This window comes from Saccharothrix isguenensis, from assembly GCF_052936305.1.
The window spans coordinates 6,112,331-6,132,388 of the sequence record NZ_CP193626.1; the positions used below are offsets into that span (position 1 = coordinate 6,112,331).

Sequence of the window (20,058 nt, forward strand, 5' to 3'; positions counted from 1 at the left end):
GCAGGGCGCCGCCGTGGGAAGAGGGTACGTGAGCGGACGTGCTGTTCGGGTCGCCTGAGCCGAACCGTTGCTCAGGTGCGGGCGTCCAGGGCGCGGGCCAGTTCGAGGCGCGACGACACGTGCAGCTTGGCGTAGATCCGGGACAGGTAGACCTCGATCGTGCGCGGGCTGTAGTGCAAGGCGGCGGCGATGTCCCGGTTCCGCATTCCCTGCTGCACCAGCCGGGCCACGTTCTCCTCCGCTTCGGTGAGCACGCCGGGCGCCTTGGCCCGCGCGCGCGGCACCTTCGCGCCCAGTTCGCGCAGCCGACCGCCGGCCTGGCGGCGCAGGCCGTGCGCGCCCAGGCGCTGGAACAGGGCGTAGGCGTCGAGGAGTTCCGGCACGGCGTCGCGGTCGACCGCACCGAGGGCGAGTTGGGCGCGGGCCTTCTCGAAGACCAGTCCCCCGGCCTCGGCCTCCCGCACGGCCTCGCGGAGCACGTCGACGTCCCGATCGGCCAGGCCGGTGACCCGGCGGACGGTGGTGCGGGTCCACGGCGCCACCCGGTCGGCCGCCACCGCGCAGAGCCGCTTCACCGTCTGCCGCGCCTCCTCCGCCCGACCGCGGGCCAGGTCCAGTTCGACCAGGCGACCCAGCAGCACGCAGCTGTACGCGGTCATGCCGTCGTCGTCCACAGCCTCGACCAGGGTGGTCCGGGCGCCTTCCGCGTCACCGCGCGCGGCCAGGTAGCCGGCCATCGCCAGCGCGTGCAGGCGGGACATGTTCGGGCTGGTCGGCGGGGTGCGGGCGGCCAGCCGGGCGGCCACGTCCAGCTCGCCGCGCCAGGTGCGGACCTCCAGCTCGATCGCGCGCAGGCCGTCCAGCATCATCAGCTCCTGCCGCGACTCCAGTTCGGCGGCGGCCCGGCCCACGCGTTCCAGGCAGGCGTCCCACGCGCCGCCGAACCAGTCCAGCGCCACCCGTGCCACCTCCAGCTCACCGCGGAACGCGTGGCCGCCGGTCCGCTCCCGCAGCTCCTCCGCCCGGCGCAGGCGCCAGGTCGCGTCGTGCACGAGGCCCGCCAGCGCGCCGGTCGACGCGCCGACGGCCAGCGCCTGGAGTTCCAGGATCGGCTGGCCGGCGGCGGAACGCAGGGAGCGGTTGGCGTACTCGACCGTCTTGTCGTGCCGGAACAGCATCGACGTGATCACGGCCAGCCGGTCGAACACCACGACGCCCTCGGCGGCGGAGGTGACCGGCATGGCCTCGATCCGGTCGGCGGCGGCCAGGGCTTCGGCGTGCCGCCCGGTGAAGACGAGGAGCAGCGCGCGCTGGGCGTGCAGGGCGGCGGGCGCGGTGCCGGTGGCGAGTTCCGCATCGGCGAGGCGCAGGGCCTCGGCCATCCGGCCGACCAGGAACAGGCTGGTGAGCACGACGACCGCGCACCGCGACCGGTCCGGGCCGGGTGGCAGCACGTCGAGGGCGGCCAGTCCGGGCGCGATGGCGGCGGCCGGGCGGGACGCGTGGGCCAGCGCGCGGCACTGCGAGGCCAGCAGCCCGGCGCGTTCCGGGGCGGCCACCGGCAGCAGTTCCAACGCCCGCGCGCACAACGCCGCCGCCGTCTCCGGTGCGGTGGTGCGGTTCGCCGCGGCGGCCTGCGCCATCACCCCGATGGCCCGCAGGTCGCCGGGCGGTGCCGACTCGGCCAGGTGCCAGGCCAGCTCCATCTCGTCCACGGCCAGGCCGCGCGCGCGGTCGTCCAGGAGGCGGGCGCTGATCAGGCTGTGCAGGTGACGGCGTTGCGCGGGGCCGATCTCCTGGTAGAGCGCCTCGCCGACCAGGGCGTGCGAGAACCGGTAGCCGCGGTCGTCGTCGCGGACCACGATGTGCGCGCGCAGCAGCCCGTCGAACGCGTCGACGACGGTGTCCTCGGGCAGCGACGACACCCGGGCGAGCAGCCCGATCTGGTCCAGCCGCACCCGCCGGAAGATCGACACCGCGCGGGCGACGGCCCGGGTGTCCCGGTCCAGCGGCGCGACCCGGCGCAGCACCGCTTCCCGCCTGGTGAGCCGGATGGCCGACGGCGACACGGTGAGGCGTGCCCGGTTGCCGTCCACCGCGACCAGGTCCAGCTCGCGCAGCGACCGGGCGATCTCGACGGCGAAGAACGGGTTGCCGTCGGCGCGCTGGTGCACCTCGTGCGCGAGGCCGTCGTCCACCGGCGTGCCGAGCACCGTCTCCACTATCCGCGCCACGTCGCCGCCGCTGAGCGGCGCCAGCTCCACCCGCACCACTTCGGCGTGCCGTTCGAGCCGGTCCAGCAGTTCGCCGACGCCGGGGTTGCGGTGGTGCGTGCGGGCGGCGGTGATCAGGACGAGCGGGGCGGCGGTGACGCGGCGCAGGACGACGGCGAGCATGGCCAGCGAGTCGTCGTCCACCTGGTCGAGGTCGTCCAGGACGAGGGCCGCGGGCCGGTCGGCGGTGAGGCCGGTGAGCACGCGGGCGACCAGTTCGCAGGAGCGGCCGAACCAGGTGGCGTCCGGGGTGGAGGTGAGGTCCAGCGCGTCGAGGGCGGCCCGCACGTCGTCCGCCACCGGCACCGTCCGCAACGCCGTCGCCACCGCCGCGTACGGGATGCGCCTGCTCACGTCGTCCGACTCCGCGGCGGCCACCGCGCAGCCGCGGTCACGCAGCCGGCGGCACGTCTCGGCCAGCAGGCTGGACTTGCCGATCCCCGGCTCACCCGACACCACGACCGTCACCAACCCGGCCGCCGGCACCCGCCCGACCGCGTCGAAGACCGCCGCCAGCTCACTCTCCCGGCCGAAGAAGGCCCGGCCCGAGGACGACAACAGGCGACCTCCCGTCGATGGGCCACTCACCCTACCGACTGGTACCGGAGCGTCCCACCCCCGCCGCTGCCGGTTCGGACAGCCGGATCAACGCTTGGCGGACCTCCTGCTGCTCAGGGATCTGCCGCCACGCCGGATGTGAGGCCGGCATCTGGGCAAGGGCGTCTCGCAGCCGCTTGCGGTCCTTGCCCCGACTCAGCCGCCTCATGGCGCGGAATTCGCCCTCGGTCAGCGCGATCCGGCCGAGGACGGCGATGTCCTCGCGGTGACGGTCGGGGTCCCGGGAGTCGGCCACGGAGGCCACGGACTTGGCGACGAGCGCGCCGAGAAGGTTGGGACGGCGGACCAGGCCGGTGCGATCACCCAGCCGAACGGGAAGGCGTTCGCTCCGGATCAACGCCTGGTTCCCACCTGGCATCTCGACCCCGCGACGTCCCGTGGCGGTGGTCGGGATTCGTTGCTGACGGCCGAAGTCCTCGGGCAGCAACAGATCGATGCTGGCGGTATCACGTCGGTACCGATAGCCGTATCCATCACCCGTGACGTCCTCCGTGAACCCGTGCTCGGTCAGCAACACGCTCGCGTGGCGCAGTGCGTCGCGATCGAGCCAGACGCCCAGGACGACGTCTCCGTCCGTGGTCGCCCGCGGGATGGGTTGTCCGTACTCCGCGCTGATCAGCGCCACCATCTGGCCGCCGATGAGTGACCAGTGGCAGTGCAGACCGTCTTCGAAGTCGAGGATCGTCGACCACGCCGCTTCTTGAGGCGGTGTCATGAACGGTAGGACGACCGGATCCCGCACGACGTCCACGATCCGGATGGGCAGTTCCTTTGTGACCGCCACGCGGCGATGTGAGTCGTGAGAAGCGCCGGAGGCGACAGCACGAGCCGCTCGATCGGTGCGATGACAGGTGCCTTGGCGTCGAGCTCGATCGGTGCGAGGCGTACACGGCGAATCACGGAACCGAGCGCTTCAACGACCTTCTCCGGCGACGCGGCAGCCGTGCCGCCTTTCATCGCCGCCGCCCGGAACGCGGTGTCGAGGCGGTCACGGGCTTCACCGCTCACGACTGCCAGTGCGTCGAGCACCTCTTCGTTCCCGGGTAGACGCTCGTCAGTCACGCCGGTCACCACCGTCCGCCATCGGTCGAAGCACGTCCCCGAGCAATCGCGCCCCCGCGCTCCTGCTTCTCGTGTCATCACCGTCCAAGAGATCGGTGGCGACCACGAGTCGTGGGACGACCGATACTCCGTCGACCGTTCGCGCTGTGCGCTGATGCCAGTTCAGGCCACTGGCTTCGACACGCAGCATGAGGTTTCCGCGCTCGGACGCGATCAAGAAGAACTCGTCGACGAGCCTGGGGACGTCGGAGCCGCCGATGTAGACCTCCGCCTCGTCCGCGGACGACAACCCCAGGTCGTACGACGACGCAGCGCTGATGCCACCGGCCACCACGGCCTCGTCCGCGATCAACTCGGCGATGTCGGCGGCGGCGATGCGATAGCGGGCGACCGATGCCCGCTTCCGCATCCACCACCGGTGGATGTCGACACCGTCGCCGTCATGTCCGGCGAGACGGGAGCGCAACCGCGACCGCTCGCTGCTCGCGAGCCAGGGCGTCGCCTGTCCGTCCAGCAATGCTGCCGCGCTCCAAGCACTCCGGCACGACAGGGGACGGCCACGAGTCGACGCGGCCATCTCGAGCCGACTCCTCACCGAGTCGTCATCGACAATCCACTGCGATCCGACGCGCCGGCCGGTGAGGCCACCCTGCTCCAGCAGCGCGCGGATACGCGCCGGCGTCACGGCCAAGCGCTCCGCCGCTTCGCGCACGCTCAGGTCGGCCACGTACACAAAGGTAGCGAACTCGCTACCGAAGTGCTAGCTAGCCGTCCAGTCCCGCCAGTGCCCCTGCAGTCGTACGGACTGAGGAATCCCTACTCACGTGTCGTGGCTCACCGTGGTGGCATGGGGTCCGACAACCGCCGCACCTGGAGGGTCGATGACGGTCGAGGGCAGTTGCGCCGACGAGTTCGCCGAGGTCCGCGCCGAGTTCGAGCGGAACTTCGCCGAGCGCGGCGAGGTGGGCGCGGGCGTTCACGTGACGGTGGACGGCGAGACCGTGGTCGACCTGTGGGGCGGTGACGCGGGCGGACGGGCTTGGACTGAGGACACGATCACGCACGTGTGGTCGTGCACGAAGGGCGCCACGGCGTTGTGCGCGCACGTGCTGGCGTCACGGGGCGAGTTGGATCTGGACTCGCCGGTGGTGCAGTACTGGCCGGAGTTCGGGCAGAGCGGCAAGGCGGACACGCTCGTGCGGCACCTGCTGGCGCACCAGGCCGGGTTGACCGCGTGGCGGGAACCGGTGCCGCCGGGCGGGATGTTCGACTGGGGGTCGATGACGGACCTGCTGGCCCGGCAGGAGCCTTACTGGACGCCGGGCACGCGGCACGGCTACCACGCGTTGACGTTCGGGCACCTGGTCGGCGAGGTGGTCCGGCGGGTGTCCGGGGTGTCGTTGGCGGAGTTCTTCGAGAAGGAGGTCTCCGGTCCGCTGGGCCTGGACTTCTGGCTGACGTTGCCGGAGGACCTGGAGCCGCTGGTCGCGCCGACGATTCCCGCCGACCGCGCCGACAGGCTGCCGAACGTGTACCTGGCGGGCATGAGCACGCCCGAGTCGATGCAGGCGATGCTGCTGACGAACAACGGCGGGTACGTCGCGGCGTCCAACACGCGTGAGGCGCACGCGGCGCAGTACGGGGCGGTCGGGGGGATGAGCAACGCGCGCGGGCTGGCGCAGATGTACCGGCCGCTGGCGCTGGGCGGCGAGTACAACGGGGTGCGGCTGGTGGCCGACACGCAGGTCCCGGCGATGTCGTCGGTGGTGGCGGCCGGGCACGACGAGATGCTGCTCGCGCCGACCCGGTTCTCGCTGGGGTTCATGAAGGCGGTCGACAGCCGGTACCTGCCGGCGGAGGAGCGCGGTGTGCTGATGTCGGAGGACGCGTTCGGGCACTCGGGCATGGGCGGCTCGCTCGGGTTCGCGGCCCCGGAGTCCCGGATGTCGTTCGGGTACGCGATGACGCGGATGGGGCAGGGCTTGGGCGTCAACGAGCGCGGGCAGTCCCTTGTGGACGCCGTGTACCGGTCACTCGGCTACCGCCAGGCCCCCAACGGCCTCTGGTTCCACTAACCCACCCCACCCCGCGAGTCCACCGTTCGGACACCGCAAGTCGTCCACTCGCGCACCACGAAACCACCACTGCGGCCGATCGGAACGCAGGCAGCACGAGGTTCGCGGTGTCCGAGCGGCCGGTTCGCGGTGCGTGGGTGGAGGACTCGCGGTGCGTGGGTGGAGGACTCGCGGTGCGTGGGTGGAGGGCTTGCGCGGGTCAGGTGGCGTAGATGGAGCGGAGCCAGACGTGGGTGAGGGTGTCCACCAGGTGGCGGTCCCGGGCGGTGGAGCGGCGGGAGTGGGAGCGGGTCAGGAAGGCCTGCTCGTTCATCGAGACGAGGGCGGTGGCGAGTGACTTGGCGTCGGGGCCGGGAGGGGCGGTGCCGGCGGCGCGTTCCAGGGTGATCTGCGAGGCGGTCGCGTCGATGAAGCGGCGGGCCACGCCGGTCCAGAACTCGCGCATCAAGGGGTCGGTGTCGCGGGCGCGGACGGCGGCGCGGAGGACCGGGCCGTGTTTGCGCCACAGGGCGAGGGTGGCGTCGAGCGCGCGGCGGATGGAGTCCTCCGGCGGTTCGTGGCCACGCCGGAGCCACGCCTGCGCGGACTCGTAGACGGCGTCGAGGACGGCGCCGGAAAGCGCGTGCAGCACCGCCTCCCGTGAGGCGAAGTGGAAGTAGAAGGTCGACCGCGAGATGCCCGCTCCCGAGGCCAGCTCGTCGACCGCGATGTCGTCCAGGGAGCGCGTCTGCAGCAGACGCTCGGCGGTGTTCAGGATCGCCTGCGTGGTCAGGTCGCCCTTGCTGGGCCTGCGCCGCGACCCGACCGTGCCGGCACGTGGGGACATGCGGAACATCCTCGGTTCAGCGGCCCGGCAGCCGCAAGCCTTCCGCGCGCACCGCCGCCAAGTCGCAAGCTCCGGCGGTCGGCGCGACCCGGCGGCCCGGGGACCGACGGACGAACGCGGACGAACGCGGACGCACAGCGGGCGTCCGGGGCGTCGCCGGGTTCGGCGGTTGGCGCGCGTTCCCGCGCCGGGCGGAGTAGACAGGACGTCGTGGATCCGCTCTGGGCATTGCGGCAGGTGGCGTTCCAGCTGGAGCGCGCGGGTGAACCCACGTACCGGGTCCGCGCGTTCCGCAAGGCGGCGGAGGTGGTGGCCGCGCTGCCGGACGGCGAGGTGGCGAAGCGGGTCGCGGCGGGCACGCTGACCGACCTGCCCGGTATCGGCAAGGCCACCGCCGGGGTGATCGCGGACGCGGTGGCCGGGCGGGAACCGGCCTACCTGGGCAAGTTCCGGGAGCCGGTGGTCGGCGGGCAGGCGCTGCGGGCGTTGCTGAAGGGCGACTGCCACACGCACTCGGACTGGTCGGACGGCGGCAGCCCGATCCGCGAGATGGCGGAGGCCGCCCGCGACCTCGGGCACTCGTGGATGGTGCTCACCGACCACTCCCCCCGGCTGACGGTGGCCAACGGGCTGTCCGCCGACCGGCTGATCGAGCAGCTGGACGTGGTGGCGGAGCTGAACGCCGAGCTGGCGCCGTTCCTGATCCTGACCGGGATCGAGGTGGACATCCTGGACGACGGGTCGCTGGACCAGCGGCCCGAGTTGCTGGAACGGCTGGACGTGGTGGTGGCCAGCGTGCACTCGAAGCTGCGGATGCCGGCGCCGGAGATGACCCGGCGGATGGTCGCCGCGGTGTCGAACCCGCACGTCGACGTCCTCGGGCACTGCACCGGGCGGCTGGTGGTCGGCAAGGGCCGGCCGGAGTCGGCGTTCGACGCGGAGGCGGTGTTCTCGGCGTGCGTCGAGCACGGCACGGCGGTGGAGATCAACTCACGGCCGGAGCGGCGCGACCCGCCGGAGCGGTTGCTGCGGTTGGCGCTGGAGCTGGGGTGCTCGTTCTCGATCGACAGCGACGCCCACGCGCCGGGGCAGCTGGACTGGCTGTCGTTCGGCTGCGAGCGGGCCGAGAAGTGCGGCGTGACACCGGATCGGGTGATCAACACGCGGGAGGCCGCCGACCTGCTGGGGTGACGTCAGCGCCCGGCGGTGGCGGGGCGGGCGGCGCGCGAGGACCGGAGCAGGTGGCCGTACCACGGCACGAGCGGACCGGTGCGGCCGTCGACCAGGCGTTGCCAGGTGGCCCGGCACAGGGCGAGGAACGGTGCGGCGTCCCAGCCGCCGGCGAGGTCCGCCAGCGGTCGGTCCAGGACGTTGCCCAGGGCGTAGCGGCGGTCGAAGCCGTAGGACACCGGCACCGCCGCGCCGTTCGGCTCGATCACCAGCGGCGTCAGCCACCGGCCCAGCGGCTGCTCGTCGTCCACCGGCACGGCCATGAACGCCTCCGGCCGGCGGGCCAGCATGGTCCGCGGCACGGCGTCCAGCTGGACGGCGAGGCCGTGCTCCTCGGCGATCCGGCCCAGTTCCACCGCCGCGTAGGCGAGTTCGACCGCGTCCGGGCGTTCGCCGGCCATCAGCCGGTTCGCGGCGCCCTCGGGTTCGAGCGGGTGGACCTGGAGCAGCAGGGCGCCGGACTGCGTCGCGGCGAGGGCGACGTCACCGAGCTGGGTGGCGTTGCCCTGGGTCAGGGTGGTGATGACGCCGACCGGGACGCCCGCCTCGGTGAGCCTGCGGATGCCGGCGAGCGCCTTGTCGAAGCACCCCTCCTGGCCGCGGATCCGGTCGTGCGTGGCCCGGTCGCCGTCCAGGGACACGGCCACCAGGTCGACCAGCCCGCGCACCAACCCGATCCGGCGCTGGGTCAGCGCGACCGCGTTCGTCGTGACGGTCGTCCGCATTCCCGCCGCACGGGCCGCGCGCAGCAGCGCGGGCAGTTCCGGGTAGAGGAACGGTTCGCCGCCGGACACGTTCAGCACGTCGTACCCGAGCCTGGCCGCGTCCCGGACCACGGTGGACAGCACCGCTATGGGAATCGATTCAGCGACGTCCGGCCCTGAGCTGGAGTAGCAGTGCAGGCAGCGCAGGTTGCACAGTCTCGTCGGGTGCACCTGCATGACGGCCCGGCCACTCGTCTGCCCCATTCGACCCTCCCGTGGTGCTCGCTATCCGTATGGAGCACCGTCGGGCCGGCTTGATACGTCGTTCGGTCAGGGCATTCGAATTTCGTCGGTCCCACCGAGCAGCGGCACCCCGGCGTGGAACGAGCCGGGGTGCCGCGGTGTCCGAACAGGGTGGGATCAGCTGTAGCAGGGCTTCTCGAACTTGAAGTCCTTCGCCGTCGGACCGGTGAAGAAGTCCTCCTCCAGGCTCAGCCCGGTCTGCCCCGCCTCGTCCGGCTTGTAGATCAGCGTCTGCCGGAACGCGGCGTCGTTCGGGTTGCCGGCGAAGTTGCCGGCGCCCTCGGGCAGCATGCCCTCGTAGTCCACCGACTTCAGCTGGCGCACCGCGTTCAGCAGCCCGGCCCGGGTCAGGTCCTTGTTCTCGGCCGCCTTCTCCAGCGCCGCCTTCAACGGGTACGCCCACACCCAGCCGGACGTGTAGCCGTCGTTCGGGGTGACGGACGGCAGCGCTTCACGCAGCGCCTTGTGCCCCGGGGAGTCCGTCGTCCACGTCTTCCACGGCGCCGACTGCATGTACAGCGCCTTGATCGCGGGCGCCGCCGGGCTCGACATCAGGCCCTGGTTCCACGTCGGCGACGTGCCGATGAACTTGCCCTTGAACCCGCGCGCGGCGGTCTGACCGATGATCACGGCCGCGTCCGTCGGCCCGGTGGTCAGGATGACCACGTCCGGCTGGTTCGCCAGCACCGCGTCGATCGCGCCGCCCTGGTTGTCCTGTCCGGTCTGGGTGACCGCGCTGGTGAACGTCAGCCCGCGCTTCTCCGCCGCGATCTTCGCGCCCCCCGCGGCGTCGTCGCCGTAGTCGCCGGGCAGGTGCACGGCCATCACGCTCTTCGCGCCGAGGTTGTCCACCGCGTAGTCCACCGAGTTCATCGACTCGATGCAGTAGTTCGCGCCGGACTCCAGGATGACCTCCTCCACGCCCCACAGCGACGTCCACGACGCGGGCACGCTGACCATCTGCGTGCTCTCCAGGTCGGGCAGGATCGCGGCGGTCGTGGGCGAGCCCAGGGTCTGGGTCAGCGCCAGCACCTTGCCCTTGATCTCCTGGTACACCTGGTTGTGGATCTGCGGGTTGTACTTGTTGTCCTTCACGTACGACGTGACGTCCACGTCGTAGCCGCCGATGCCGCCCTGGTCGTTGACGCGCTTCCAGAACGCCTTCTGCGCGTCGGTGATCGGCACCGCGAGGGTCTTGAACGGCCCTTCGGTCAGGTCCGAGATCGTTCCGAGGTAGATGCAGCCCCGGTCACTGTGGCCGGTGTCCGGGCACGGTTCACTGGTCACGCCGGCATCGACCTTGATACCGCCCTTGCCCTCCTGCGGTGCCGCGCCGTCGCCACCGCGACACGCGACGGCGGCCAGTGCGACCACGGAGAGCACCGCGAGCACCACTCTGTGACTTGCCATCCCATCCACCCTTTCAGTACGAGAAAGGCCAAGTGCGCCAGTAGCTGCGCACGCGCACCCAGATTCCGAACAGGCCCCGTGGCTCCACGATCAGGAACACCACGATCAGCAGCCCGTAGAGGACCGCCTCGACCTGGAACACCGAGATCCCGCCGGTCGCGTCGGAGCTGATGAACGGCAACACCGTCGGGAGTTCCCGGGTGATGCGCGGCAGCAGCGTGATGAACAGCGCGCCCATGATGGCGCCGGAGATCGTCCCCGCGCCGCCGATGAGCACCATGGCGATGTACTGCACCGACAGCAGCAACCCGAACGAGCCGGGGTCGAAGAACCCGTTGACCACGAACAACAACGAGCCCGCCACACCGGCGTAGAACGACGACACGGCGAACGCCAGCGCCTTGTACCGGGTCAGGTCGACCCCGATCACGGCCGCCGCCAGGTCCCGGTCCCGCACCGCCGCGAACGCCCGCCCGATCCGCGACCGGACCAGGTTCCGCGCCAGCACGCCGAAGATCACCAGCAGCACGAACATCAGCAGGTACAGCTGCTGCGGCCCGGTGAACAGCGCCGACGCCCGGTCCAGCCGCACGCCGAACAGCTCGGGCACCGCCGCCGGCCGGCCCACGCCGGGACCGCCGGTCAATGACGTCCACTCCCGGAAGACGTGCTCACCGAGGAAGACCAGGCCCAGCGTCACGATCGCCAGGTACAGCCCGCGCAGCCGGGCCGCGATCGGGGCCACGATCAGCCCCGCCAGCCCGGCCACCAGCCCGGAGGCCAGCAGCCACACCGGCAGCGACGTGACGCCGAACCCGAGCACCCGCCCGTCCGGGTCGCCTGACAGCGCGGCGCCCGTGTACGCGCCGATGGCCAGGAAGAACGCGTGGCCCAACGACACCTGACCGGCGTACCCGGTCACGATGTTCAGCCCGATCGCGCCGATCGCAGCCACGAAACCGGTGGCCAGCAGCAGCAACAGGTCGTCGGTGATGGCGAACGGGAGGAGCAGCGCCAGCACCACCAGCGCACCCGTCCACGACCGCTTGGGACGCGTGTTGAGGAACGCCGTGTCCTGCGCGTAAGAGGTGTACAGCCCTGGACGGCCCTTCACACTCGTTCCACCTCCTTGCTGCCGAACAGCCCGTAGGGCCGGACGAGCAGCACGACCAGCATCAGCACGTACGGCGCGACGAGAGCGAAGTTCGGTCCGAGCCACGGCGCGACGTCGCCCTGGTAGGTGCCGACGAGCGATTCCACGACCCCGACCGCGAGCCCGCCGACGACCGCGCCGCCGAGCGAGTCCAGCCCGCCGAGGATGATCGCCGGCAACGCCTTCAGCGCGATCACCCACAGCTGCTGGTCGACGCCGGCGCCGGTGGCCACGAACACCCCGGCCAACGCCGCCAGCCCGCCCGCGATGGCCCACGACAGGGCGAACACGGAGCCGACCGAGATGCCCTGCGCCAGCGCCACCTCCTGGTCGTAGGCGACCGCGCGCATGGCCAGCCCGATCCGGGAGAACCGGAAGAACGCGAACAGCACGGCGACCACGACCACCGTCGTCGCGAACATCACCAGGTACCGCTGCTGCACGTCGACGCCGAACAGCGTCACCGTGGACAGGCCCCACGGGTCGCCCACCTGGCGGACGTCCAGCCCGATGAACGAGTTGGTCACCACCCGCACCACCACGTCCACGCCGATGGTGATGATCGCGACCACGAACACCGGCTTGCCGATCATCGGCCGCAGCACGGTCCGCTCCACGCCCAGCGCCAGCACCGCGATGAGCACCGCCGCGACCGGCACGGCCGCGAAGAACCCGATCTCGGCGGCCAGGTAGCTGACCAGCACCGCACCCGCCAGCATGAACGCCGGCTGGGCGAAGCTGATCACCCTGGTGGACTTGTAGATGATGACGAAACCCAGCGCCAGCAGCGCGTAGATCGACCCGGAGCCCAGGCCCCGGAGCATCGACTGCACGAACTCGCTCATCAGCGCCCCCCGAGGTACATGTCGTCCACGAGTTCGCCGAACACCTTGGCCAGCGCCGACCGCTTCACCTTCTGCGTCGCGGTCAGCTCGCCGTCCTCGTGGTCCAGCTCCTTGGGCAGCATGCGGAACTTCTTCACCTGTTCCACGGAGGCGAACTTCTCGTTGACCTTCGTGACGATGTCCTGCACCAACTCCCGCACCTCGTCCTTCTCCGCCAGGTCGCGGTAGGTGGTGTACGCGATCCGGCGCTGCCTGGCCCAGTGGCCGACGGTGTCCTGCTCGATGCCGATCAGGGCCACCAGGTACGGCCGCTGGTCACCCACCACGATCGCTTCCTTGATGTACGGCGACGTCTTCAGCGCGTTCTCGATCTCCGACGGCGCCACGTTCTTGCCGCCCGCGGTGATGATGATGTCCTTCATCCGGTCGGTGATCCGGACGTGCGTGCCGTCCACCCACACGCCGACGTCACCCGTGCGCAGCCACCCGTCCGGGGTCATCGCCCGCCGGGTGGCGTCCTCGTCGCGCCAGTAGCCCGCGAACACGCCCCGGTGCCGGGTCTGGATCTCGCCGTCGTCGGCGATCCGCAGCTCCACGCCGGGGTGCGGCTCGCCGACCGTGCCGACCTTCACCCGGCCGGGCCGGTTGCCGGTGGCGATGGCGCTGTTCTCGGTCATCCCGTACACCTCGTGCATCGGGACGCCGATGCCCATGAAGAACCGCAGCACCTCCGGCGCGATGGGCGCGGCGCCCGACGACGCGTACCGGACGTGCCGCATGCCGATCCGCGTCTTCAGCGCGCGGAAGCAGAACAGCCAGCCCACGCCGTACTTCAGCCTGGTGCCGACCGTGTGCTCGCCGCCGTTGCGGACCAGCTGCTCGCCGAGCCCGTCGGCCACCCGCAGCCAGAACCGGGTCACGAGGCGCTTGAACCGGGTGGCGCTGGACGCGCTGATCGTGATGCCCGCCAGCACCTTCTCCCAGATCCGCGGCACCCCGAACAGGATCGTCGGCTGCACCTCGCGCAGGTTGGCCTGCACGGTGTCGATGGATTCGGCGAAGTGCACCTGGACCCCGGCCGACGCGCTGAACCAGGTGGTGAAGATGCGCTCGGCCACGTGGCACAGCGGCAGGTAGGAGAGCGTGACGTCCTTCGGCGACGGCGGTGGGTCGGTGAACCCGCCGCCCTCGACGAGCGACTCGATGGCGAACTCGACGTTCGCCACCGTCAGCATCGCCCCCTTGGGCGGCCCGGTGGTGCCGGACGTGTAGATCAACGTCATCACGTCGTCCGGCGCGGCCTCCCGCATCCGGCGTTCCACCGCGTCCGGGTGGGTCTCCCGGTGCTCCGCGCCGAGCGCCAGGAAGTCGTCCCAGGCGAGCAGCTTGGGGTTGTCGTAGCGGTGCCGGATGCCGCGCGGCTCGATGTAGACGATGCGTTCCAGCTCGGGCAGGGAGTCGAGCACGGCGAGCGCCTTGTCCACCTGCTCCTGGTCCTCGGCGATGAGCACGCGCGCCCCGGAGTGCGACAGCAGGTAGGCGACCTCGCTCGCCGGGTTCGTCGGGTACAGGCCCACGGTGATCGCCCGGACGGCCACCGCGCCGATGTCGGTGTAGAGCCACTCGCGGCGGTTCTCCGAGTGGATCGCCACCCGGTCCCCCGCCTCGACGCCGAGCGCCAGCAGGGCGTGCCCGACCAGCTCGGACCGCTCCCAGTACGCCGACCAGGAGACCTCGCGCCAGATGCCGAAGTCCTTGGCCCGCAGCGCCACCGCGTCCGGGGTGGCCTTCGCCCGGTCCCGCACGCGGGTGACGATGGTGGTCAAGCCGGCGGCGGTGGTGGTCGGGGCGCTCATGCGACACCTCCCACGGCTTGGTGCGCCTCGCCCAGGTAGGCGCGCACCACGTTCGGGTCCTGCTGCACCTCGGTGGGCGTGCCGGTGCGGATGGGCTTGCCGAAGTCCAGCACCATCACCCGGTCCGCGAGGTCCATCACCAGGCCCATGTCGTGCTCGACCATGATCATCGCGATGCCGAGCTCGTCCCGGACGTCCAGCACGAACCGCGCCATGTCCTCGGTCTCCTCGACGTTCATGCCCGCGACCGGCTCGTCCAGCAGGAGCACCTTCGGCTCCATCGCGAGCGCGCGCCCCAGCTCGACGCGCTTCTGCACCCCGTACGGCAGCAGGCCGACGGGCTGGCCGCGCCACTGCTCCAGTTCGAGGAAGTCGATGACCTCCTCCACCGCCGCCCGGTTGGCCAGCTCCTCGCGCCGAGCCCGGCCGACCCACGCGAACGCGGCCAGCGCGCCGTACCGCATGTGGTTGTGCCGGCCCAGCATCAGGTTCTCCACCACGGAGAGGTGCGCGAACAGCTCGATGTTCTGGAACGTCCGGGCGATGCCCATGGCGGCGATCTTGTGCGGGCGCTTGCCCAGGATCTCCTCGCCCTGGAACCGGACCGAGCCCTTCTGCGGCCGGTAGACGCCGGACAGCACGTTGAAGATCGACGTCTTGCCCGCGCCGTTCGGCCCGATGATGGCGAACAGCTCGCCCGCGGCCACGTGGAACGACACGCCGTCCACGGCCGTGACGCCGTCGAACGCCAGCGTCACGCCGTCCATCTCCAGGACCTTCTCCCGTGGGGCCTTGTCAGGAAGGCTCACGACAACCACCGCTTCCGCCGCTTGTAGTGCTTCACGTCGCGGAACGACTGCGCGGCGCCCTCACCGCGCAGGCCCAGGTAGAACTCGCGCACGTCCTCGTCGGCCAGCAGCGCGGCGGCCGGCTTGTCCATCACGACCTTGCCGTTCTCCAGCACGTAGCCGTGGTCGGCGATGGACAGCGCCATGGTCGCGTTCTGCTCGACCAGCAGCACGGTCGTGCCCGCCGCGTTGATCTTGACGATGAGGTCGCGGATCTGCTGCACCATGAGCGGCGCGAGACCCAGGCTCGGCTCGTCCAGCAGCAGGTAGCGCGGCTCGGACATGAGCGCCCGGCCGATGGACAGCATCTGCTGCTCGCCACCGGACAGGTAGCCCGCGCTCTGCCTGCGCCGCTCCTTCAGCCTGGGGAACAGCTCGTACATCCGTTCCAGGTTCTGCTTGATGCCGCGCGGACGGCTGTGCCCGCCCACGCGCAGGTTCTCCTCGACCGTGAGCTCGCCGAGGATGCGCCGGCCCTCCAGCGCCTGCTTCACGCCGAGCGACGCGATGCGGGTCGGCGAGGAGCGGTGGACCGGTTCTCCGTCGAGCGTGATCCGGCCGCGGGTGATCTTGCCGTCGTGCACGTCGAGCAGGCCGGACAACGCCCTCATCAGGGTCGTCTTGCCTGCTCCGTTGGCGCCGAGGAGAGCGACGATGCGCCCTTCGGGCACCTTCAGGCTCACGCCGCGAAGCACCAACATCACGTCGTCGTAGACCACCTCAAGGTTGTTCGCCTCAAGCACCAGGCGCCTCCGTGGGGATGTCGGGGTGGCGATCAGTATGACTCCAGTCACAGGGTTACCTACCGCTGTTCGCAAACCGTGATGAACCAGCTCACGGCATGTTCGTCTTTCACGATTCTGTTGCTCAGTCCTGTGTGGACGGGTGTAGCGGAAGGTGGCCGTGGGTATGCCCCCGGCGACGACAACGGGGTTGTGAGGAGCGTTCGCCACACATGGACGGCTCGGAGCTGGAGCTCAGGGTGGCGGCGAGGCCGGCCCACCTCTCGACCGTCCGCGCGGTCGCCGGTGCGCTCGCCCGGTCCACGCCTGAGCTGGCCATCGACCTGGTCATCGCGGTCGACGAGGCGTGCACCGCGCTCATCGCGCGGTCGCTCGCGCCCTCGGCCGAACTGCTGTGCCGGTTCGCCCGGGAAGGTGATTCCGTGCGCTTCCGGGCGGAGGTCAGGTCAGCCGCCGTCACCGTGCCCGATCATGACTCGTTGTACTGGAAGGTTGTCAGTTCCGTGACCGACACGGTGGCCACCTGGATCGACGGGGAGGGCCGGTTGCGGGTCGAGCTGAGGTGCCGGGCGTGAGTGGGTGTCGGCGATGAGCGGGTGTCGGCTGTGAACGGGTGTCGGCGATGAGCGCGGTGGACTACCAGCCGCTGTTCCACGAGCTGGCCGAGTCCGAGCGGGACGGCGAGCGGTACCAGCGGCTGCGCGAGCAGCTGGTGACCGAGCACCTGCCGATGGCCAGGCACATCGCCGACCGGTTCGCCGAGCGCGGGGAGTCGGTGGAGGACCTGCGGCAGGTGGCCGCGCTGGGGCTGATCAACGCGGTGGACCGGTTCGACGTGTCGAGGGGGATCGACTTCCTGGCGTTCGCGGTGCCCACCATCACCGGCGAGGTGCGGCGCTACCTGCGTGACCAGGGGTGGGCCGTCCGCGTGCCGCGCCGGTTGAAGGAGCTGTGCGTCGCCATCGACACGGCGCGGGTGGAGCTGTCCCGGCACACCGGGCGGACGCCGACGCCCAGTGAGGTGGCGCGGCACCTCGGCATCCCGGTGGACGACGTGTACGAAGGGCTGCACGCGACGTCGGCGTACCACCTGCTGTCGTTGGACGAGAAGACGATCAGCGACGAGCTGGACCACGTCGACGCCCTGATCCGCGACGACCCGGCATTGGAAGTGGTCGAACTGCACCACGCGCTGGACCCGATGCTGCGCGGGCTGCCCAAGAGGGAGAGGCGGATCGTGGTGCTGCGGTTCTTCCGGAACATGACGCAGAGCCAGATCGCGGACTCGGTGGGGGTGTCGCAGATGCACGTGTCACGCCTCCTCAGCCGATCACTGGCCCGATTGCGCGCTCTGCTCGATGATGAGCAGCACCGGTAGGCCCGGCAGCGGTCGGTAGCACTCGGTGACGAGCCGAGTTCGACGGGTGGGACGGCCGGTGGCCCGTCAAGGCGAAAGGGGTGGTCGCGGTGGTGACGAACCTGGAGACCCTGGCGTGGCCGCAGCGGGCAGCCGTGGCGTTGGGCGTGGTGCTCGCGCTGTGGGGTGTGGTGGATCTCGTGCGGGGCGAGGTGCCCGCAGGGGTGCTGCACCTGGTGACGGGTCTGGTGATGGCAGCGGCGGCGGTGCGCACGCGACGTGCCCGTCTGGTCGGGTCGTTGCTGGGGGTGGTGTACCTGGTCGTGTTCGCCCTCGGCGTGGGCGAGCCCGGGGGTGCGATGGACGCCGGGCTCGTCGGCAACGTCGTCCACCTGCTGATCGGCTTCGCCTCGGTAGCCGTGGCCGAGAGCTGCGCCTGGTGCGAGCAACACTCCCGCGAACGCCAACGCCCCGCCCGCCCCCACTAACCCTCCCCCCTCGGCTTGCCCTCCTCTTGCCCTACCTCCTCCGTGCCCCTCCCCTTCGCGTCGCCCTCCGCACGCCCGTGCCCCTGCCCGGCACACGCCACACCCCACACCTTCGCGTTGCACTGCCCCACTTTCGTGGCCCGGAAGTCACCGGCGCACCGTGGCGCCACTCCGCCGAAACGGTTGCATCGGGCCACTTTCGGGTACCACCCGAGTGACCGAACGGGGAGGATTGATGCACACGGCGAGTCTGCACACCCTGCTGGACGTCGAGGGCCCGTTCGTCTCCGTGTTCCTCGACGTAGGCGATCACGTGGACCTGCGATGGCGGGCGATGAGAGACCAGCTCCAAGCCCAGCAGGCCGATCCGTACCTGGTCGCGTTGACGCACAACGCGATCACCTCAAGCGTGACACCGCGCGGCCTCGCGGGTCGGTGCCTGATCGCGGGCGGCGGCCGGATCCTGCTGGACCGCTACGTCCCCGTCCCGCCCTCCGGCTACACCGCGCGCTACGGGCCGCTCCCGTACTTCCTGCCGCTGGTCGACCTCTCGGAACCCCTCCTCCCGCACGTGGTCGTGGAGGTCGGCGAGCACGGCGCCGACCTGCGCGCGGTGGACCCGACCGGCCGGCCGGTGGCCGTGGCGACGGTGGGCGCCCGCCGACCGGGGCGGCGGCTGAACGCGGCGGAGCTGGCGGACGTCGCCGAGGAGGCCACCACCCTGGTGGACCGAGTGGACGCGTCGCTGCTGATGCTGGCCGGACCGGTGGACGGACGGCGGTCGCTGCGGGTGGCATTGCCCGCCCACTACCACCACCTGGTGGTCGAGGTGGAGGGGTCGCCGGACCGGGCGGTGCTGCACCTGGCCGGGCGGGCGAACCAGGACGCGCGGCGGGTGGTGGTCGAGCGGTTCCGGGACGAGTCGACTCGGCTCACCGGGCGCGCGGTGCACGGGATCGAGGCCGTCGTACGGGCGCTGGACGCCGGGCGGGTCGACACGTTGCTGCTCACCGATGCCCTCGTGGGGTCCCGGGAGGTCGACGGTGCACGGGCCGACGAGGTGCTGCCGTTGCGGGCGGCGGCTTGCGGGGCCGAGATCGTGTTGGTCGGCGGGGCGGTTCACCTGCACGAGGATGTCGGAGCGTTGCTTCGGAAGGGCGAGGCCGAGTCAGGGACCACGTCAGGAGCCGAGCCGGGCGCGAAGTGAGGGGCGGTCACGGTCGGCTTCGGGAGTCCTTCCGTCGAACCCCTAGGCACGGCGCAGCATCCGCCACACCGCGCGTTCCACGGTCTCACGATCATCCGACTTCGGCTTGATCACCCGCCCCTCCTGGAACAGACGCACCACCCTCGGGTCGACGTACGACTTCCGCGCCACCGCCGGCGTGTTCCCCAGGTTCTCCGCCACCTCCCGCATCACCGCCGCCTCCACCCGCTTCCGCCCGCGCTGCGACTCCGGTCGCCCCTCCCGCGCGAACGCCACCGCCGCCGTCACCGTCGCGTGCCACGTCCGCAGGTCCTTCACCGTGAACTCCGCCCCCACCAACTCCTTGAACCGCTCGTTCACGTCGTCCGACCCGATCTCGCACCCCCGCGCGTCCACCAGCAGCCGCTCCGGGCCGGACCGCCCGCGCAGCAACGACTTCACCGCCCGCGCCAACGCCACGTCCTCCACCGAAGTGGTGAACTCGATCCCACCCTTGGCCGGATAGCAGAAGTACACACCGGACACGGCAGAACCCGACCGGACGGTCACGTGGGAGCACAGCAGGGTGGCCACGCCGTGGGTGCCGTTGTCCGCGGCGTACTCCTCGCTCCCCACCCGGAACACGCCGCGGTCCAGCATGGCCAGCGCCACGGCGAGCACCCGTTCGCGGGAACGTCCCCGGGACGCCAGCTCCCGCGCCACCTCCGCCCGGAATCCCGGCAGCACTGGCACCAGCGCCAGCACCCGGTCGTGCTTCTCCTCGTCCCGCTCCTGCCGCCACCGCGGGTGGTAGAGGTACTGGCGGCGTCCGGCGGCGTCCGTGCCCACCGCCTGGATGTGGCCGTTCGGGTACGGGCACACCCACACGTCGCGCCACGCGGGCGGGATCACCAGGGACTTGATCCGCTCCACCGACGTGGCGTCGACCGGCGCGCCCTCGGCGTCGGTGTACTGGAACCCTCGGCCACGGGCGCGGCGGTGCCAGCCGGGGGCGGACGGGTCGCTGCGGCGCAGTCTCACAGCGGGCAGGTTCCCGGCTGCGCCCACCCGAAACACCGCT

Annotated in this window: 19 protein-coding genes; 6 read left to right on the top strand and 13 right to left on the bottom strand. The window is 71.2% G+C overall.

Annotation, left to right across the window (positions count from 1 at the left end; translation table 11 throughout):
- Positions 1–71: 71 nt before the first annotated feature.
- From ACRAKI_RS27105 to ACRAKI_RS27120, 4 genes are read right to left on the bottom strand one after another with little or no spacing between them, the layout of a single operon-like run.
- On the bottom strand, positions 72–2,831 hold the full coding sequence (locus ACRAKI_RS27105; RefSeq protein WP_447003326.1) for an ATP-binding protein: 2,760 nt from the start codon (positions 2,829–2,831) through the stop codon (positions 72–74).
- A gap of 31 nt (positions 2,832–2,862) precedes the next feature.
- The gene (locus ACRAKI_RS27110; RefSeq protein WP_447003327.1) at positions 2,863–3,642 is read right to left on the bottom strand and encodes a hypothetical protein; all 780 of its coding nucleotides are present in this window, start codon (positions 3,640–3,642) and stop codon (positions 2,863–2,865) included.
- Entirely contained in the window at positions 3,603–3,953 is a 351-nt protein-coding gene (locus ACRAKI_RS27115) for a hypothetical protein (protein ID WP_447003328.1), read from the bottom strand. The genes ACRAKI_RS27110 and ACRAKI_RS27115 overlap by 40 nt, the downstream gene beginning before the upstream one ends.
- A complete protein-coding gene (locus ACRAKI_RS27120) occupies positions 3,946–4,680 on the bottom strand; it encodes a helix-turn-helix domain-containing protein (protein ID WP_447003329.1) in 735 nt (244 codons plus the stop codon). Before ACRAKI_RS27120 ends, ACRAKI_RS27115 begins: the two co-directional genes overlap by 8 nt.
- Positions 4,681–4,834: 154 nt before the next feature.
- Here ACRAKI_RS27120 and ACRAKI_RS27125 point away from each other — a divergent pair, with 154 nt between their 5' ends.
- Positions 4,835–6,028 carry a serine hydrolase domain-containing protein gene (locus ACRAKI_RS27125; protein WP_447003330.1) on the top strand — a complete coding sequence of 398 codons (1,194 nt, stop codon included), beginning with the start codon at positions 4,835–4,837 and terminating at the stop codon, positions 6,026–6,028.
- A 199-nt stretch (positions 6,029–6,227) separates the two neighbouring features.
- Here the strand turns inward: ACRAKI_RS27125 and ACRAKI_RS27130 are convergent, their stop codons facing one another.
- Positions 6,228–6,854: a TetR/AcrR family transcriptional regulator gene (locus ACRAKI_RS27130; RefSeq protein WP_447003331.1), complete on the bottom strand. Its 627-nt coding sequence runs from the start codon at positions 6,852–6,854 to the stop codon at positions 6,228–6,230.
- 210 nt (positions 6,855–7,064) lie between these two features.
- Between ACRAKI_RS27130 and ACRAKI_RS27135 the strand changes: the two genes are divergently transcribed.
- Positions 7,065–8,045, top strand: a complete 981-nt coding sequence (locus tag ACRAKI_RS27135) for a PHP domain-containing protein (protein ID WP_447003332.1) — start codon at positions 7,065–7,067, stop codon at positions 8,043–8,045.
- Positions 8,046–8,047: 2 nt separating this feature from the next.
- On the opposite strand, the gene ACRAKI_RS27140 is transcribed toward ACRAKI_RS27135, so the two are convergent.
- The 7 genes from ACRAKI_RS27140 to ACRAKI_RS27170 all read right to left on the bottom strand — a co-directional run bounded on the left by ACRAKI_RS27140 (position 8,048) and on the right by ACRAKI_RS27170 (position 15,946).
- Positions 8,048–9,052, bottom strand: a complete 1,005-nt coding sequence (locus tag ACRAKI_RS27140; protein ID WP_447003333.1) for a radical SAM protein — start codon at positions 9,050–9,052, stop codon at positions 8,048–8,050.
- Positions 9,053–9,208: 156 nt separating this feature from the next.
- Positions 9,209–10,501 (bottom strand): ABC transporter substrate-binding protein, encoded by a 1,293-nt coding sequence (locus ACRAKI_RS27145; RefSeq protein WP_447003334.1) that lies wholly within the window; start codon positions 10,499–10,501, stop codon positions 9,209–9,211.
- Between the two features lie 13 nt (positions 10,502–10,514).
- A complete protein-coding gene (locus tag ACRAKI_RS27150) occupies positions 10,515–11,615 on the bottom strand; it encodes a branched-chain amino acid ABC transporter permease (protein WP_447003335.1) in 1,101 nt (366 codons plus the stop codon).
- Positions 11,612–12,499, bottom strand: a complete 888-nt coding sequence (locus tag ACRAKI_RS27155) for a branched-chain amino acid ABC transporter permease (RefSeq protein WP_447003336.1) — start codon at positions 12,497–12,499, stop codon at positions 11,612–11,614. Before ACRAKI_RS27155 ends, ACRAKI_RS27150 begins: the two co-directional genes overlap by 4 nt.
- Entirely contained in the window at positions 12,499–14,355 is a 1,857-nt protein-coding gene (locus ACRAKI_RS27160; protein WP_447003337.1) for an AMP-dependent synthetase/ligase, read from the bottom strand. Before ACRAKI_RS27160 ends, ACRAKI_RS27155 begins: the two co-directional genes overlap by 1 nt.
- On the bottom strand, positions 14,352–15,164 hold the full coding sequence (locus tag ACRAKI_RS27165) for an ABC transporter ATP-binding protein (RefSeq protein WP_447003338.1): 813 nt from the start codon (positions 15,162–15,164) through the stop codon (positions 14,352–14,354). Before ACRAKI_RS27165 ends, ACRAKI_RS27160 begins: the two co-directional genes overlap by 4 nt.
- Positions 15,161–15,946, bottom strand: a complete 786-nt coding sequence (locus tag ACRAKI_RS27170) for an ABC transporter ATP-binding protein (RefSeq protein WP_447003339.1) — start codon at positions 15,944–15,946, stop codon at positions 15,161–15,163. The genes ACRAKI_RS27165 and ACRAKI_RS27170 overlap by 4 nt, the downstream gene beginning before the upstream one ends.
- Positions 15,947–16,158: 212 nt before the next feature.
- Between ACRAKI_RS27170 and ACRAKI_RS27175 the strand changes: the two genes are divergently transcribed.
- The 4 genes from ACRAKI_RS27175 to ACRAKI_RS27190 all read left to right on the top strand — a co-directional run bounded on the left by ACRAKI_RS27175 (position 16,159) and on the right by ACRAKI_RS27190 (position 18,998).
- Positions 16,159–16,521: an ATP-binding protein gene (locus tag ACRAKI_RS27175; protein ID WP_447003340.1), complete on the top strand. Its 363-nt coding sequence runs from the start codon at positions 16,159–16,161 to the stop codon at positions 16,519–16,521.
- 47 nt (positions 16,522–16,568) lie between these two features.
- On the top strand, positions 16,569–17,324 hold the full coding sequence (locus tag ACRAKI_RS27180) for a SigB/SigF/SigG family RNA polymerase sigma factor (RefSeq protein ID WP_447003341.1): 756 nt from the start codon (positions 16,569–16,571) through the stop codon (positions 17,322–17,324).
- Positions 17,325–17,413: 89 nt separating this feature from the next.
- Positions 17,414–17,791, top strand: a complete 378-nt coding sequence (locus ACRAKI_RS27185) for a hypothetical protein (protein WP_447003342.1) — start codon at positions 17,414–17,416, stop codon at positions 17,789–17,791.
- A 235-nt stretch (positions 17,792–18,026) separates the two neighbouring features.
- Complete coding sequence (locus tag ACRAKI_RS27190) at positions 18,027–18,998, top strand: baeRF2 domain-containing protein (protein ID WP_447003343.1); 972 nt, start codon at positions 18,027–18,029, stop codon at positions 18,996–18,998.
- A 42-nt stretch (positions 18,999–19,040) separates the two neighbouring features.
- Here the strand turns inward: ACRAKI_RS27190 and ACRAKI_RS27195 are convergent, their stop codons facing one another.
- Complete coding sequence (locus tag ACRAKI_RS27195) at positions 19,041–20,045, bottom strand: DNA topoisomerase IB (RefSeq protein ID WP_447003344.1); 1,005 nt, start codon at positions 20,043–20,045, stop codon at positions 19,041–19,043.
- Positions 20,046–20,058 lie beyond the last annotated feature (13 nt).